The sequence below is a fragment of the Campylobacter concisus genome, from assembly GCA_002092835.1.
GTDB classification, from domain to species: Bacteria; Campylobacterota; Campylobacteria; order Campylobacterales; family Campylobacteraceae; genus Campylobacter_A; species Campylobacter_A concisus_K.
This window is the reverse complement of the sequence record LVWL01000020.1, coordinates 344,769-360,425: the sequence shown is the minus strand read 5'-3', so window position 1 is coordinate 360,425 and position 15,657 is coordinate 344,769. Positions and strand designations below refer to the sequence as shown.

Here is a 15,657-nt window from a genome sequence, read left to right as displayed (position 1 = left end):
AAATTTTGCTACTCAAAAAGCCCTTTTTCGATGTCAATCTTGACATTAAAGGTCTCAAAGCACTTCGCACTCGCGATCCTACCCTTTGCAGTGCGCTCGATAAAGCCATTTGCAAGCAGATATGGCTCGATGACATCCTCAACCGTGCCCTCGTCCTCACTAAGTGCCGCAGCGATCGTGCTCAGCCCCATAGGACGGCGCCTTGCTTGCATCAAAATTTCTAAATACCTAATATCCATCTCATCAAATCCAAGCGAATTTACACCAAGTGCGTTAAGTCCCTCTTTTGCGCGCTCGTGGCTGATGATTTGCTCGTCATTTACCTCGGCAAAGTCGCGAATTCGCTTTAATAATCTAAGAGCGATCCTAGGCGTGGCACGTGAGCGTTTGGCGATCTCAAGCGAGGCGTTTTTGTCGCACTCTTTGCCAAGCTTGGCTGAGGCGATCTGTACGATACGGCTTAGCTCGCTGCTTGTGTAAAACTGCAGTCTAAAATCCATCCCAAAGCGATCTCTAAGTGGCGCTGAGATCATGCCAGCACGCGTCGTTGCGCCAATAAGCGTAAATTTTGGCAGATCTATCTTGATAGTCTGAGCAGCTGGTCCTGAGCCAATTATAATATCAAGTCTAAAGTCCTCCATCGCAGGGTAAAGCACCTCCTCGATAGCTGGGCTTAGGCGGTGGATCTCATCGATAAAAAGCACGTCGCCCTCTTGTAAATTTGTAAGGATCGCCGCTAGATCACCACTCTTTTCTATCATCGGCGCTGCGGTCATTTTGATACTTACGCCCATTTCGTTTGCGATGATGTGAGCGAGGGTCGTCTTACCAAGTCCTGGAGGGCCGTAAAATAGCACGTGATCTAGGCACTCATTTCGCTTTTTGGCTGCTTTTATAAAGACGTCTAAATTTTGTTTTATCTTTTCTTGTCCGATGTAGTCTTCAAATTTGGTCGGTCTAAGCGAGACTTCAAAGTCATTTTCAAAGCTTACTTTTTCGATTTCAACGATTCTATCCAAAGTTTTTCCTTCTAAATTTAAGGCTTCATTTTACGCTTTTATGCTTAATTTAAGCTCGTTTAAATTTATAATAAAAGGTGCTGCCCTCGCCGTAGACGCTATCAACGCCGTATAAAATGTCATGTTTTTGGCAAATTTCGCTGACGATATTTAGCCCTAAGCCAAAGCCGCCTTGGATTTCATCCTCTCTAACGTAGCGCTTCCAGACCTTTTTGACGTCCTTTATCCCCTTGCCAAAGTCTTGCACACTAAGCTTTATGCGCTCATCCTCAAAGCTTAAATTTATTAGTATCTCGCTCTCCTTTTGGCTGTATTTTATGGCGTTTGTGATGGTGTTATCGATGATGCGCTGAGCTTCGACCTTGCTTAGCATAGTAAATGCATCGCTTGCTAAATTTGTCTTTACAACGATGTGCTTAACTTCAGCCACACTTGAGAGAAATTTCACTCGCTCTATTATGTATTCGCCTAAATTTAGCCGCTCAAGTGGAAATTTTATGTAGCCACGCTTTATAAAATACTCGACATCTTCGTAGGTTATTTGCATCTGTTTTAAGGCGTTTTTGATGCGAGTTATATACTTGTTTTCAAGCCCAAGCATCTCAAGGTTCATGCCAGCTACGCCAAGTGGGGTCTTTAGCTCGTGCATGGCGTCATTAAAGAAGTTGTTCATATACTTTTGAAACTCTTTATAAGGCTTAACGCTGCTTAGATATAAAAAATAGACGATAAAAAGCACAGCCACAAGGATGACAAGGAGCATAAGTGCCGCTAGAAATATGCTTTTTTCATTATCAAGCTCTTTTTCAACGACAATGTAATAAGGCGTTTTATCCTTTATAAAAAAACTTTTATAAAACAAGCAGCCATTTTCTTCAAGTGTTACAAATTTAAAGTTACTTGGCTGCTTGGAGAGATTTGAAATAATTGGATTAAAATTTACATCATAGATCGCAAATTTATACTTTAAAGAAGGAGTTATATTTTCATTTTTTAAAAACGAATTTTTGATAATAGTTTCATGCTTCATCGCACCAAAAAGAGCTTTTGAAGTGCTATTTTTTTGACTTAAATTTAAGATCACAAAGCTTTGAAAACAAAAAAGCGACATTATGACAAATGTCGCTATGATCTGGATCTTAAAGCTCTTGTGCATCTATCTTGTAGCCTATACGCCTCTTTGAAGTGATAAAGTCACTAGTTGTTTTGTTTCTTATCTTTAAAACATGCATTCTGATATCAGCGCCTTCTATATCTTTGTCATTCCAGACAAGATCTCTTAGCTCTTCCATGCTGACGTAAGAATTTAGATGCGAAACTAGACACTCAACAAGTGCAACTTCTTTTGCGCTAAGATCGACCATTTTGCCGTTTTTAAATAGCGCACGCTTGTTTAGATTAAAGCTAAACTCGTCATTGATCTTTACTATGTTTTTATCGTCAGTTCCATAGTATTTTCTCATAAGCTCAGCTACTCTAAATTTAAGTTCAGCAAGCTCAAATGGCTTTTTTAGGTATTCGTTACAGCCAAGCTCATAGCCAATCGCCATATCACCTATATCAACCAAAGATGTTGTTATCATGATAGGAGCGTTTGGATTTAGACTTCTTATGTACTTGATAACCTCATGTCCATTTACGCCAGGTACTTTTATATCAAGTATAAAAAGATGATAGAAATTTTTCTCTATCAGATCACACGCTTCTTGACCATCGCTCACCGCTGTAACTTCATAACCAAGCGTCTGTAAAAACTCACAGACGCTCTCTTGAAACCCTAAATCATCTTCTAAAAGCAAAATTTTCAAATCTCTCTCCTAAAAAACAAACTTTAATAAGATTTTTATCTATTGTAATACTTAATAGGTAAATTCAAAATTAAAATTATTTTTTAAGTATTAAATAAAAATTTGCCCCGCATAGACAATGTAACACCTTAGCAAAAAGACGCCACATATTACGAATAATGCGTTGATCACGGCAAATTCGCGTTTAAAATCATACACCTTTAAAACGCTTAAGTCTAAAATGATAGGCAAAGCCATACCAAAACCAATGACGCCAATATAAAACATTAGCCCAAGAGAATTTACGCTAAGTGCGTTTGCTACGCTCTCCGCACCACTTGTGCTTGCACCTTTTACAACCATAAATAGAGCGACTATGAGCAAAAACTCGGCAATAATCGCAAAAAAATCAAATTTTAATAAATAGTGTGCAATATCGTTTTGCCTTTTTGCCTTATCTTTTAGCACGCCAACAAGTAACGTAAATGCACCAGCACAGCTCAAGCCTGATACTAAAAATAATACTGGCAAGACTGATGTATTCCAAAGTGCGATCTTATGAGCTGCGCTTAGCAAAAAGCCTGTATATGCACCAACGCCAATGCCTAGGATAAAAAGCAAAATTTCAAGTAGGCTTGAAAGCTTGCTAGCAAAATTTGCAACCACGTCAAAAAGAGAAATTTTAAGCATTGCGATCTCGTTTTTAAATGCGCCAACTGCGTATATAACGCTAAGAGGCGTATAAACTAGAAGTAGCGCAACGCCTATTGACATGACTGAGTCAAAGTTGTAAAGCAGAAGTATCCAGTAAAAGCTAAGCGGCTTGCCAAGATCAAGCACCAAAAGAGCAAGTCCAAGAACGATCGCTAATGGAGCGATAAGAGCGGCTGCTTTAAAGTAATAATTCTCTTTTCCATATTTTTTTGAAATGAGCACAGCAACGATGCTAGCACCCGCACTAAGTCCTGCTAAAAATAGATAAACGGCTATCGGCCAGCCCCAATAAATTTCAGAGTATTGAGCTAGGCTTCCTGACATGTTATTCATGGTGTGCTCCTTTTGTATTTGCGATCATCGCAAGTGAAGGTTTTGTATTTAGCTCCGCTTTTGGCAAGTAGTATTTGCTCTCTTTTAATTTCTTTGAAATTTTAGAGTTTTCATCATTTACATCGCCAAAAGTTAGGGCATTTGTAGGGCAGACGCTAACGCAAGCTGGCTCTTTGCCCTCTTCTAGCCTACTCTCATAGCAAAATGTGCATTTGCCTATCTCACCATTTGGCAAGACGTAACGAGCGTCGTATGGACAGGCTAGGATGCAGTATTTGCAACTAACACAAATTCTATGATCAAGTAGCGTAACGCCATCAGCTGTTTTAAAGCTAGCACCAGTTGGGCAAACCTCAACACAAGGTGCATCTTCGCACATAACACAGCTTTGACGTAAAAAGTCGGTCTTTAAATTTGGAAATGTCCCACTCATCTTCGCATGCACCTGCAAGCGGTAAAGCCCCCTCGGCACGTTGTTTGCACTTCTGCAAGCTACCGAGCAGCCTTGACAGCCGATGCATAAATTTTCATCATGTATCATCATATATTTTTTCATTTTCTATCCTTACGCTTTACTTATGCTAACGCCAACATTTGTAACCATAGTCGCGGCCACTGGCCCTTCGGCTGGATTAAGAAGCACGCTTGTATTTAGCCCCACGTGATCTATACTCTTAAGAGCTGGAGTGATGTGTCCAAAGCCGTGATAGATAAAGAGTGTATCTTCTCTAATGCCCTCAGTCACCATAAGCTTGCCCTTTTGCTCGCCAAATTTATTTTTCACCACGACCATATCGCCATCTCGTAAATTTTTACGTTTAGCTGTTTTTGGATTTATCCAGATAGGGCTATCACTCATAAGATCATGAAGCGACGGCACCGCCTGAGTATGTCCATTGGTATGAATAGGCGTTTTGCCACAAGTTAAGCAAAGATCATGTCCGTCAAATGTGTCCATATCTTTGTCATTTAGCGCGCCATATCCTGCAAACTGTGCCTCGACATCAGGCAAAAATAGCTCTATCTTGCCGCTTTTTGTTTTAAGCTTAGCCATATCGTCCATTAGACCATTTTCGCCTACAAATTTAGATGCGACTGGATATTTAGCGACAAATTTATCGATCATGCCTTTTTCTCTAAACAAAATTCCCGGCTCATCCCACGTGATAAAGCCATCTTTTTCCAGCGCAGCAAGTAAATTTACATCTCCACCAGCTTGCTGCATCCTAAACTCACGTATGTCGTTCCAAGTGTAAAGCTCATCTATCTTCATGCGGCGTGCTAGCTCTCTAAAGATAAATGCCCCGTCCTTAGTGTCGCCAACTGGATCAATAACTTTATTTCTTATCATATAAGCTGGCTTTAGACCTGACTTATCCTCTATGCCCTCGTCGCGCTCAAGGTAGCTACTCTCAGGCAAGATAACATCAGCAAATGTCGCCATATCGTTTAGATAAACATCACTTACCACGATAAAATCAAGCTTCTTCATCGCCTCTATACTCTTCATCGTCTCAGCAACGTTTATTAGGTGATTAAAGCGGATGTTAAACCAGCCTTTTATGGCGTATGGTTTCTCGCTTAAGATAGCGTCATTTATATCCATCAAAACGCCATGTTTTCTACTTATAAATTTATGCCTACCAGTCTCGCCAGCAAAGTCTAGTCTAGTGACTTTTGGCACTTTAAATTTCTCATCTGGATTTTTAAGAACTGGGAATTTATCCTCGCCGACTAGCTTGTTAAAGGTTTTTGCGTTTTTGCCACCAAAAAGACCGCCTTTAACCTCCCAGTTACCCATCATCGCATTTGCCACCATGATGGCTTTTGTCCTCATATATTCAGCTTTTGTGGTGGTTGTCTTATGACCAAAATCAAAAATAACTCTTGGGGCAGCTTTATAAATTTCATCAGCGATGCGTCTAACATCACTTGCTTTTATGCCAGTGATCGCCTCTTGCCATTCAGGCGTTTTGCCCTCTACGCTTTTAACGATCTCATCAAAGCCGATTGTAAATTTTTCTATAAATTCTTTATCGTAAGTGCCATTTTGTATCCATGTATTTATGATAGCTAGCACAAAAGCTAGATCAGTGCCAGGTCTAACTGGCAGCCACTCATCAGCCTTTGAAGCCACCACGCTAAATCTTGGCTCAAGCACAAGTAGCTTTGTATCTTTTTTGGCTGCAAATTTAGCAAGCTTTTTTGCATCGGCTATAACTATGCCTTCAAAGAGATTGTGGCCAAAATTTACAACGTATTTTGCATTTGCAAAGTCTCTTTTTAGCTTAGCTATGCCATACATCTGTTCACAGACCATTTGATAGGTGATCGGACAGCACGAAAAGTGTGAAAAGCAGTTTGGCGAGCCGTAAGCTGAGGCAAAATTTACCATTAGCTTATGCGTTTGCGAGCTTTTACAGGTAAAAACAAAGCTTTCAGGGCCATACTTTTGCTTGATCTCAAGCATTTTTGAAGCAACTAAATCAAGTGCCTCGTCCCAGCTGGCCTCGCGCCACTTATTTTCGCCTCTCTCACCAACCCTGATCAAAGGCTTTTTGACTCTATTTTCGTCATAAAGCTGACTAAAACCAGAGCCACCTCTTGCACAAAGCGAAGTTGCCGTACCGCCAGCTTTTGGATTGCCGCTTAAAAAGCAAATTTTATTATCAACGACCTTTGCTTCGATAGGTCATCTTGAAGAGCACATCTCGCAAAAGCTACGGACGTACTTCTCATCTTGCTTTGCAGCATTTTCTAAAGCACCACCCGGTAAGGACGATGCAACCATACTAACTCCAGCACCGAATTTTAAAAATTCTCGTCTATTTAAGCTCATCTTTCTCCCTTTAAAAGATATTTGCCTTTAGTTATTCTAGTATTTAAAGTTGAAAATAAAATTAAATTTTACTTAATATTTATATTTAGATTTTTAGTTTTAAAAAATGAATATTCTAATATCAAAATAAGTAAAATTCTAAAAATGATAAATTTAATTAATATAATTTTTAGCGCAATCTTATAAAAATTTTGGATATAAAATTTTGATTAAGGATTTTGAATAGAAATTAAAAATTTTAAAGGGATTTAAAAAAGCCGAGAGAGATCTCGGCTTAAGTCTGATTTAAAATACTTATAAAAGTATCGGAGCTACTAAAAATCCAAGTGCGACAGAAAAAGCAATAGCTAAAACGCCTGGAATAAAGAATGAGTGGTTGAATATATATTTACCTATCCTAGTTGTTCCAGTATCATCCATTTGAACGGCTCCAAGAAGTGTCGGATATGTTGGCAATACAAACAATGCTGAAACTGCAGCAAATGATGCAACTAAAATATATGCGTCACCGTTATTTGCAGCAGTTAAACCAAGTGCGGTTATAACAGTAGGAATAAGTGCCTTTGCGGTAGCGGCTTGAGAGTAAAGAAGCATACTGGCAAAAAATAGCGCAACAGCTAGCATAAACGGATAGTCTTTAACAAAATCGCCGGCAAAATTTTTGATCGCATCGGTGTGATTTACCACGAAAGTATCTCCAAGCCACGCTACACCTAGCACGCAGACGCACGCGGTCATACCGCTTTTAAATGTAGCTGTATTAAATAGCTTATCGACTTTAACGCCACAAGTTAGTGTGATTAAAGTAGCGATAACTAGCATAAAGCTCATAATAGCGTTATCTCTAGTTAATACCAACACCTTTGTAGGTTTATCTGGATCTTCTACATATTTTACATTAGTAGTTGAGTCAGTTTTGACTTTTATATCTTTTGCGACAAGTTCATTAAATTTATCTGGACTTTTGGTCTCATAAATTTTTTCATAGCCTGTTACATAGCTTGGTTTTATCCAGCCTACGTTTTTACTAATAGCAGTAGCATATAAAACGACAGAGATAACGCCAACTAAGAATATTAAAACAGAAAGTTTAGCTCCTTTTGGAAGCTCTTTTTTCTCTTCGATTTTAACATCTTTGATTAGCCCTTCTTTAAGTCTTCTTTGATACTCTTTGTCACTACTTAGATCAAGATTATAAAATATATTTATAACAAGAGCCGTTAGCATACAACCAATAAAAGTGGTAGGTATCCAGATAGCTAATAGTAATGGATAGCTGATGCCAAGTCCACCCAAAGCATGTTCACCAGCCATAAATACAACCGCTGCTGAAACTGGGCTTGCAGTAATAGCTATCTGACTAGCAACAACAGCTATACTAAGAGGCGCGCTAGGCTTAATGTTTTGTGTCTTTGCAACTTCAGTAATAACTGGAATCATAGAAAATGCTGTGTGTCCAGTACCAGCAAATACAGTTAGCAAGTAAGTGACAACTGGAGCTAAGAAATTTATGTATTTTGGATGTTTTCTTAGTATCCCTTCGGCTATTTGCACCAAATAATCAAGGCCACCAGCTACTTGCATCGCTGTAATAGCAGCTATAACGGACATAATGATTAAAATAACATCCCAAGGTATACTACCTGCTTTTAATCCAAGTCCTAAAGTTAAAACTACGACGCCAATGCCACCAGCATAACCAATAGCCATACCGCCTAGTCTAACACCCAAGAATATCGCACCAAAAAGCACGATCAACTGTAATATCAATGAAATATCCATTGAAAACTCCTCTATTAAATTTTATAACTAAAATTTTTACTTAAGCGTGTCAGAATTTTGACACGCTTTTAATAATACTTTGCTTAAATTTCTACCTAACCATGCTTGGATTTAGCATATTTTTTGGCTCTAAAATTTTGTCGATCTCTTCTTTGCTTAGATAGCCTCTCTCTAGGCAGATATCGCCAACTGCTTTACCAGTTTGCAAAGCCTCTTTAGCGATACTTGCAGATTTTTCGTAACCGATGTATGGGTTAAACGCAGTTACGATACCAACTGAGCCTAGAACTGATTTTAAGCAAGCTTCAGGATTTGCTGTTAGTTTTCTTACAGCTTTTTCAGCTAGTGTTTTCATCGCGTTTTCAAGGATAAATATAGAGTTAAATAGCGCATAAGCGATGCCTGGCTCAAATGCATTTAGCTCAAATTCGCCTCTTTCTGAGCAAAGCATGATAGTTACGTCGTTACCGATCACTTCATAGCACGCTTCGCCTACAACCTCAGCGATAACTGGGTTTACTTTGCCTGGCATGATTGAGCTGCCTGGTTGCATTTGTGGTAAATTTATCTCGCCAAGGCCGCATCTTGGACCTGAATTCATCAAACGAAGGTCATTTGCGATTTTTGAAAGTCTAACAGCTGCAGTTTTTAACGCACCACTTACGTGAACGAAGTCTGCTGTATCTTGTGTAGCTGCGATGAAATCATCAGCTTTTTTGAAATCAACACCAGTGATATCTTTTAACTTTTTAACAACTACATTTTTATAATCAGGGTGGCAGTTAATACCTGTACCAATCGCAGTTGCACCCATATTTAGATATGTCATTGACTCGCGTGCAGCTGTGATCTTTTCGATATCGCTTTTAATGTAGCTTGCAAATGCATTAAATGTATTTCCAAGTGTTGTAGGAACTGCGTCCTCAAGCTCAGTTCTGCCCATTTTAATGATATCTTTAAAATCTTTTGCTTTTTTATCAAGTTCATCTTTTAGTAGATTCATCGCAGCAAGCAAATCAGTAAGTTTTGCGTAAGTTGCTACTTTTATTGAGCTTGGATAAGTGTCATTTGTGCTTTGTCCAAGGTTTGTATGATCGTTTGGATGGATGTATTGATACTCACCTTTTTTATGACCCATGCTCTCAAGCGCGATATTTGTAATAACCTCATTTGCATTCATGTTTGTACTTGTTCCAGCACCGCCTTGAACCATATCAACCACAAATTGATCTAAAAACTCACCTGCTATTACTCTATCAGCGGCTTTTGCTAGCGTATCAGCGATCTTGGGATCTAAAACGCCAACCTCTTTATTTGCAAGTGCAGCTGCTTTTTTGATTTGTGCAAATGCTTTTACAAAGTATGGATACTCTTTTAGTGTTCTACCGCTCATGTGAAAATTTTCGGTAGCTCTAAATGTTTGGATACCATAATAAAAATCGTCAGAGATTTCCAACTCACCTATAAAATCGTGTTCTTTTCTGGTTGCCATAACCATTCTCCTTATAAAAAATGTATTAATGAAATTATATAGATATTTAATATTTTAAATATTAATTACTACTTATTTTTTTTAAGTTTTTACTTTTTAGCTTGATAAAACGACTTTTGAAGAAAAATTTATAGTAGCTTTTAAGCTATATTTAATAATATAGCTTAGATAAATTGTTATTTAAATAATAATATCACTTTTTTATTATATAAAAAGCTCGTAATTAGCTCAAATTTATTTAAATTTTTAAGCTTAAAAGGTAAATATATAGAAAAATAACATAAAATAAATATTAAATCACACTTTTTATATCCAAAAATATAAAAAATAAAGTTAAATTTTATTTCTAATATTACTTTAGAAAGTAAAAACTAAGTAAATATCACCATATTGCAAAGTAAATTTATTAAATTTTTAAATAGAGTCCTTAAGCTAAGCATCATAAAAATATTATTTAATAAATTTTATTTTACAAATCTTACTAATACTTTAGAAAATTCTTATTAATTTTCTTTCTTATTTATAAAGTCTTTTTATTGGATTTTGATAATTTTTATAAGCTATTTTTAATTTATATAATTAGATTAATACTTGCAAGAATTTGTAGTAAATATAAATTTTAATCTTGCCCCTACAATCAGGAGCAAGAAATAACAAATTTTAGCTCTCAAGCCCTAAATTTGCTCTATACTCTTCGTATGTGCCTTTAAAATCAACCACTTCGCCATTGCCTTTTAGGTGTAAAATTCTATTTGCAAAGGCGTCTATAAGCTCCCTGTCGTGGCTCACGCAGATGACTGAGCCGTTAAAGTTATAAAACGCTTCGCCAAGCGCGATGATAGCTTCAAGATCGAGGTGGTTGTTTGGCTCGTCCATGACAAGTAAATTTGGTCTATGAAGCATGAGCTGAGCTAGTCTCACGCGGTGTTTTTCGCCACCGCTTAGCGCGCCCACTGCCTTTTCTTGCTCGGCACCACTAAAGAGCATCCTGCCGAGGCACTTTCTGATCTCGTCTATGTCCTTGTTTTTAGCATCTTGCAAGTACTCATAAAGCTTTAGCTCGCCATCTATCTTATTTACCGTATCTTGCGCAAAATATCCTAGCTCGATGGTTGCGCCTATATGTACCTCGCCCGCATCAGGCTTTAGCTCGCCCATTATGATCTTGCAAAGCGTACTTTTACCAACACCGTTATGGCCGATGATGGCTAGCTTGTCGCCCTTTTCAAGCTTAAAGTTAAAATTTTCAAATATCACCTTATCATCAAATTTCTTACTTACATTTTTAAGCTCTATTAGCTCGTTTCCTATCTCACGGTTTGCACGAAATAATATGCTAGGATCGCGCCTACTTGATACAGCAATCTCGGCAATATCAAGCTTTTCAAGCTGTTTTGCACGAGAGGTCGCCTGCTTTGCCTTACTCGCATTTGCTGAAAATCTCGCGATAAATTTCTCCAGCTCCTCTTTCTCTTTTAGTTTCTTATCGCGTTCCATCTCATGCTGCTTTGCGATCAAATTTGCAGCCATATACCAGTCGTCGTAGTTGCCTGAAAACTCGCGAATTTTCTTAAAATCCACATCCAAAATGTTTGTGCAAACTCTATTTAAAAAGTGTCTGTCGTGGCTGATAACCACAAGCGTGCCCTCGTGGCGGTTTAGCTCGTTTTCTAGCCATGCGATCGAGTCTATATCAAGGTTGTTTGTTGGCTCGTCTAAGAACAAGATGTCTGGCTTTGGAAATAGTACTTGAGCTAGCAAAACTTTAACTTTATCTGAGTTTTCGACCTCGCTCATTAGCTTATCAAATTCATTTAACCCAAGCGAGCTTAAAATTTTTTCTATCCTAGTCTCGTACTCGTAGCTTGGATCCTCCTCGGCGCTTATCATCTCAAGCTCGCTTAAGCGCTCATTTATCTCATCTGTAAATTCCTCGCTCATATAGAGCTTTTCTTTCTCTTTTACAGCGTCATATAGGCGTTTGTTGCCATAAAGTACTGCGTCTTTTAGAGTGAAATTTTCAAACGCAAACTGATCTTGTCCAAGCACGCCAACCTTTAGTCCATTTTCTATGATGATCTCGCCGCTAGTTGGCTCGATGGCTCCGCTTAAAATTTTTAAAAATGTCGATTTGCCAGCGCCATTTGCACCGATTAGTCCGTATCTGTTGTGGCGATTTAGCTTTAAATTTACATCCTCAAATAGCAAACTGCTTGCAAATCTTTGAGTAAGTCCCCTAACTTCTAACATTATTTTTCCTTGAATTTATTTTTTTGCGATTTTGCCTAAAATTTGATTAAAAAGCCATTTTGCTACTTTAGTCTAAAATGCCCCGTGATCTTGTAGTTATAAAGTATATTTTCTTCTTGCACGCCAGAGCCGATATTGTGGATGACAAGCGGTATTTGGCCTTCAAATTTATCTGAGATCACACCGATGTGAGGTAAATTTCCTGGTAGCGTCCAAGTGACGATATCGCCCGGCAAAAATTTATCATCACTCACCTCAAAACCTTTTCTTTTTAGATAGGTAGCGATGTTTAAAACACGCCTGTGATCGATGTTTTTATCAGCCTTTTTAAGCCCCCATTTTTTAGGATAGCTTGAAAAATTTTTACTCATATCCTCAAAGATAAGCCTTTGCAGATCGATATCTTGATGCCTCAAAGCCCTTACCACCACATCCGTGCAAACGCCCTTTTTGATATCCACGTCACCCATTGGGTAGGCGAGCCTTTCGTAGCTTGGATCGTAACTTAGCGTCACGCCGATCTGCGACCTAGCGTCATTTACAAATTTGCTCGCCGAAAAGGCAAAAATTTGTGTGGCAAAAAGAGCCAAAAGCAGAAATTTCTTCATTTCTTACTTTAAAAGCATGGTTTTTAGGATACGTTTTCCTATCTCAACGCCTGGCTGATCATAGGTGTTGATGCCTAGCATGATGCCAGTTGCCGAGGTTAGCAGCTCATAGTAAAAAATGAGCCAGCCAGCGTGAAACTCATCAAGCCTCTCAAGTGTGATCGTATCGACACTTATGCCCTCTTGCACCAGCGCCATAGCAGTCGCGTCGCACTGCAAATTTATAAGCTCATTTAGGCTTAGTCCTGCTACAAAATCGCACTCCTCAAGCCCTTTTAGGCTTAAATTTGGGATAGTCTTGTCGCTCGAGTGATCTTTTATCTTTATAAACGTCACACTCTTATCTTTTACGCCATCCATGATAAGCTGCAAAAAGCTGTGCTGATCGCGGCTACCAACAAGTCCAACTGGCGTAAGACCAACTCTTTTGTAGCCTCTTTTTTTGCCAAGACTCTCCGCCCAAAGCTGCACGTACCAGTCGTTAAATTCAAAAAATCTATCGCAATAGCTAAAAATGACATTTATGCTGGCATTTCTGCTAGTAGCGTAGTGGTAGGCTTTTGCGACTATGGAGCTATCTTTTTGCTCGATGTATTGCTTCTTGCAAGCAAGCGCGCCCTCCAGTAGTGCCTTTATATCATATCCACAGATACCAAGAGGCACAAGGCCTATCGCACTTAGCACGCTAAATCTCCCGCCAACGTTTTTTGGGATATTGAAAAATTTAATGCCATTTTCTTTGGCGAAATTTTCTAAATTTGTGCCAGGATCTGTGATGATGAGGAAATTTTTGCCTAAATTTTGAGGTTTAAAGTCATCAAGCAAGCACTTAAAAATAGTGATCGTCTCGATCGTATTGCCTGATTTTGAGCTTATTATAAAAAGTGTCTCGTCAAATTTCACCCCATCAAGAGTGCTTTTGTAGCTGCAAGGATCGACATTGTCTAAAAATAATAGCTCTCTTTTTATCCCCTTTGTGCCATCAAGCATCGATTTTAACGCCTTTACGCCAAGACTACTGCCGCCGATGCCAACTAGCACGACATTTTTGATATGAGCTAGCCCCTTTTCATACTCCTCGATCTCGCCAAGTAAATTTTGCCCAAGAGCTGGCAGGTGATAGTAGCCTATCTCACCGCTTTCGTACTCGTCGTTTATGCGTTTAGCATAGGAGTCGATGACTTCGCTGCTTGCAAAGTTAAATTTAAATGAAGTCTCTATCATTTACTGCGCTCGTAAAAGAAATTTGTAGCCTCGACAAAGCCATCGATGCTGCCGCAATCAAATCTCTTGCCTTTAAATTTATAAGCTAGCACCATGCCATCTTTTGCCTGCGTTTTTAGAGCGTCTGTGATCTGGATTTCGCCGTTTTTACCTGGCTTTGTTCGCTCTAAGATATTAAAAATATCTGGCGTTAGGATGTAGCGCCCGATTATCGCTAAATTTGTCGGAGCCTCGGCAGGATCAGGCTTTTCAACCATATCATCGACCATTATGAGATCATCTTCTATAAACCTACCGCTTACGACGCCGTAAGACTTGGTCTGCTCTTTTGGCACCTCCATCACTGCAACTACGCTGCAGCGATACTTTTCATAAATTTTAACCATCTGTGAAAGCACACCCTCGCCATTTTCATTTATGCATAGATCATCTGCCAAAATGACCCCAAATGCTTCATCTCGAACTAGCGTTTTGCCCGTATAAATGGCATGTCCAAGGCCTTTCATAGCATTTTGCCTAGTAAATGAAAATGTGCATGAGCTCATTAAATTTCTAACTTCGCTTAGCAGCGACTCTTTTGAGCTACCTGCGATCTCTTTTTCTAGCTCGTAGCTGATGTCAAAATAGTCCTCAAGCGCCCTTTTCCCGCGTCCTGTGACAAAGGCCATATTATCCATGCCAGCCTCAAGTGCCTCATCAACGCCGTAGTGAATGAGCGGTTTTGTAAGTATTGGCAACATCTCTTTTGGGAGCGATTTTGTAGCTGGCAAAAACCTCGTTCCATATCCAGCCGCTGGAAATAGGCAAGTTTGTATCATTTTAGTCCTTCATGAAAAATTGCAAAATTCTACTATCTTTTCCTTAATAATATAAATTTGTCTGAATTTACAAGGCTTTAATCAGCAAATTGATAAGATTTTTAAATTTTTTAAAAAAGAGCAAATTTGCAGACGATTGATAGGATTTTTAAAGCCCAGCTTGATATAAAAAAGTCAAATTTTTTAGCATTTTTATGCCCGATAAGTGAGTTTAAGAGATTGCATGAGAGCCTAAAAGAAGAGCATTTTAAGGCTGTTCACGTAGTTTGGGCGACAAGAGAGTTAAACAAATACGGCCAAATCGTTGAAAATCAAAGCGACGATGGTGAGCCAAAGGGCACTAGCGGACAGCCAAGCCTAAACGCGCTAAGAGGGGCGGAGCTTATAAACGTTGGCGTCTTGATAGTCAGGTATTTTGGCGGGATAAAGCTTGGCACTGGAGGGCTTGTAAGAGCCTACTCTGGGGCTGTGAATGAGGTGATAAATGAAGCGATAAAAGATGGTGGCGTGATGAAATTTGAGATAAAAGATGAGATCAAATTTTTTACGCCATTTTCATTAATGAGCCGCTTTGAGCACTATTTTGCCACTAAAAATTTAAGCGAGTTTGAAAAAGAATTTAATGACCTTGGAGCGATCTGGAGCGTAAATTTAAATGAGGCAGAATTTGCCGAGCTATTTAAATTTTGCAAAGAATTTGAAGCAAGCGAGTTTAAATTTTTAGCCCTTGCCCTTAGTGGCAAGAGTTTATTCGCTCATCAAAGCTAAATCATTGTAAAATCGCAAAAATT

General features: G+C 38.8%; 12 protein-coding genes and 1 pseudogene. 1 reads left to right on the top strand and 12 read right to left on the bottom strand.

Annotated features, from left to right (window positions below; genetic code table 11):
- Positions 1–8 precede the first annotated feature (8 nt).
- The 12 genes and pseudogenes from A3835_07580 to A3835_07525 form a co-directional block, all read right to left on the bottom strand.
- Positions 9–1,019, bottom strand: a complete 1,011-nt coding sequence (locus A3835_07580; GenBank protein ORI07407.1) for a Holliday junction DNA helicase RuvB — start codon at positions 1,017–1,019, stop codon at positions 9–11.
- A gap of 49 nt (positions 1,020–1,068) precedes the next feature.
- On the bottom strand, positions 1,069–2,175 hold the full coding sequence (locus A3835_07575; GenBank protein ID ORI07406.1) for a two-component sensor histidine kinase: 1,107 nt from the start codon (positions 2,173–2,175) through the stop codon (positions 1,069–1,071).
- Complete coding sequence (locus A3835_07570; GenBank protein ORI07405.1) at positions 2,159–2,827, bottom strand: two-component system response regulator; 669 nt, start codon at positions 2,825–2,827, stop codon at positions 2,159–2,161. Before A3835_07570 ends, A3835_07575 begins: the two co-directional genes overlap by 17 nt.
- 90 nt (positions 2,828–2,917) lie before the next feature.
- Complete coding sequence (locus tag A3835_07565; GenBank protein ORI07404.1) at positions 2,918–3,853, bottom strand: polysulfide reductase; 936 nt, start codon at positions 3,851–3,853, stop codon at positions 2,918–2,920.
- Positions 3,846–4,409: a polysulfide reductase chain B gene (locus A3835_07560; protein ORI07403.1), complete on the bottom strand. Its 564-nt coding sequence runs from the start codon at positions 4,407–4,409 to the stop codon at positions 3,846–3,848. The genes A3835_07565 and A3835_07560 overlap by 8 nt, the downstream gene beginning before the upstream one ends.
- Before the next feature lie 9 nt (positions 4,410–4,418).
- Positions 4,419–6,692 (bottom strand): annotated as a pseudogene (locus A3835_07555) (thiosulfate reductase).
- Between the two features lie 294 nt (positions 6,693–6,986).
- Positions 6,987–8,474, bottom strand: coding sequence for a C4-dicarboxylate ABC transporter (locus A3835_07550; GenBank protein ID ORI07402.1), 1,488 nt, complete (start codon positions 8,472–8,474; stop codon positions 6,987–6,989).
- A gap of 91 nt (positions 8,475–8,565) precedes the next feature.
- Complete coding sequence (locus tag A3835_07545; protein ORI07401.1) at positions 8,566–9,966, bottom strand: aspartate ammonia-lyase; 1,401 nt, start codon at positions 9,964–9,966, stop codon at positions 8,566–8,568.
- A gap of 660 nt (positions 9,967–10,626) precedes the next feature.
- Positions 10,627–12,216 carry an ABC transporter ATP-binding protein gene (locus A3835_07540; protein ORI07400.1) on the bottom strand — a complete coding sequence of 530 codons (1,590 nt, stop codon included), beginning with the start codon at positions 12,214–12,216 and terminating at the stop codon, positions 10,627–10,629.
- A 62-nt stretch (positions 12,217–12,278) separates the two neighbouring features.
- On the bottom strand, positions 12,279–12,824 hold the full coding sequence (locus tag A3835_07535) for an NADH:ubiquinone oxidoreductase, Na (protein ORI07399.1): 546 nt from the start codon (positions 12,822–12,824) through the stop codon (positions 12,279–12,281).
- 3 nt (positions 12,825–12,827) lie between these two features.
- The gene (locus tag A3835_07530; GenBank protein ID ORI07398.1) at positions 12,828–14,048 is read right to left on the bottom strand and encodes a glucose-6-phosphate isomerase; all 1,221 of its coding nucleotides are present in this window, start codon (positions 14,046–14,048) and stop codon (positions 12,828–12,830) included.
- Positions 14,045–14,866, bottom strand: coding sequence for a UTP--glucose-1-phosphate uridylyltransferase (locus tag A3835_07525; GenBank protein ID ORI07397.1), 822 nt, complete (start codon positions 14,864–14,866; stop codon positions 14,045–14,047). Before A3835_07525 ends, A3835_07530 begins: the two co-directional genes overlap by 4 nt.
- Positions 14,867–14,992: 126 nt before the next feature.
- On the opposite strand from A3835_07525, the gene A3835_07520 reads away from it, so the two are divergent.
- Positions 14,993–15,634 carry a phosphoenolpyruvate carboxykinase gene (locus A3835_07520; protein ORI07396.1) on the top strand — a complete coding sequence of 214 codons (642 nt, stop codon included), beginning with the start codon at positions 14,993–14,995 and terminating at the stop codon, positions 15,632–15,634.
- The last annotated feature ends 23 nt before the right edge of the window (positions 15,635–15,657 follow it).

Bases quoted from the DNA above. Each gene is read 5' to 3' on its own strand.
- A3835_07575 (ORI07406.1), bottom strand. From the start codon at position 2,175: ATGCACAAGAGCTTTAAGATCCAGATCATAGCGACATTTGTCATAATG.
- A3835_07565 (ORI07404.1), bottom strand. From the start codon at position 3,853: ATGAATAACATGTCAGGAAGCCTAGCTCAATACTCTGAAATTTATTGG.
- A3835_07560 (ORI07403.1), bottom strand. From the start codon at position 4,409: ATGAAAAAATATATGATGATACATGATGAAAATTTATGCATCGGCTGT.
- A3835_07550 (ORI07402.1), bottom strand. From the start codon at position 8,474: ATGGATATTTCATTGATATTACAGTTGATCGTGCTTTTTGGTGCGATA.
- A3835_07545 (ORI07401.1), bottom strand. From the start codon at position 9,966: ATGGCAACCAGAAAAGAACACGATTTTATAGGTGAGTTGGAAATCTCT.
- A3835_07540 (ORI07400.1), bottom strand. From the start codon at position 12,216: ATGTTAGAAGTTAGGGGACTTACTCAAAGATTTGCAAGCAGTTTGCTA.
- A3835_07535 (ORI07399.1), bottom strand. From the start codon at position 12,824: ATGAAGAAATTTCTGCTTTTGGCTCTTTTTGCCACACAAATTTTTGCC.
- A3835_07530 (ORI07398.1), bottom strand. From the start codon at position 14,048: ATGATAGAGACTTCATTTAAATTTAACTTTGCAAGCAGCGAAGTCATC.
- A3835_07525 (ORI07397.1), bottom strand. From the start codon at position 14,866: ATGATACAAACTTGCCTATTTCCAGCGGCTGGATATGGAACGAGGTTT.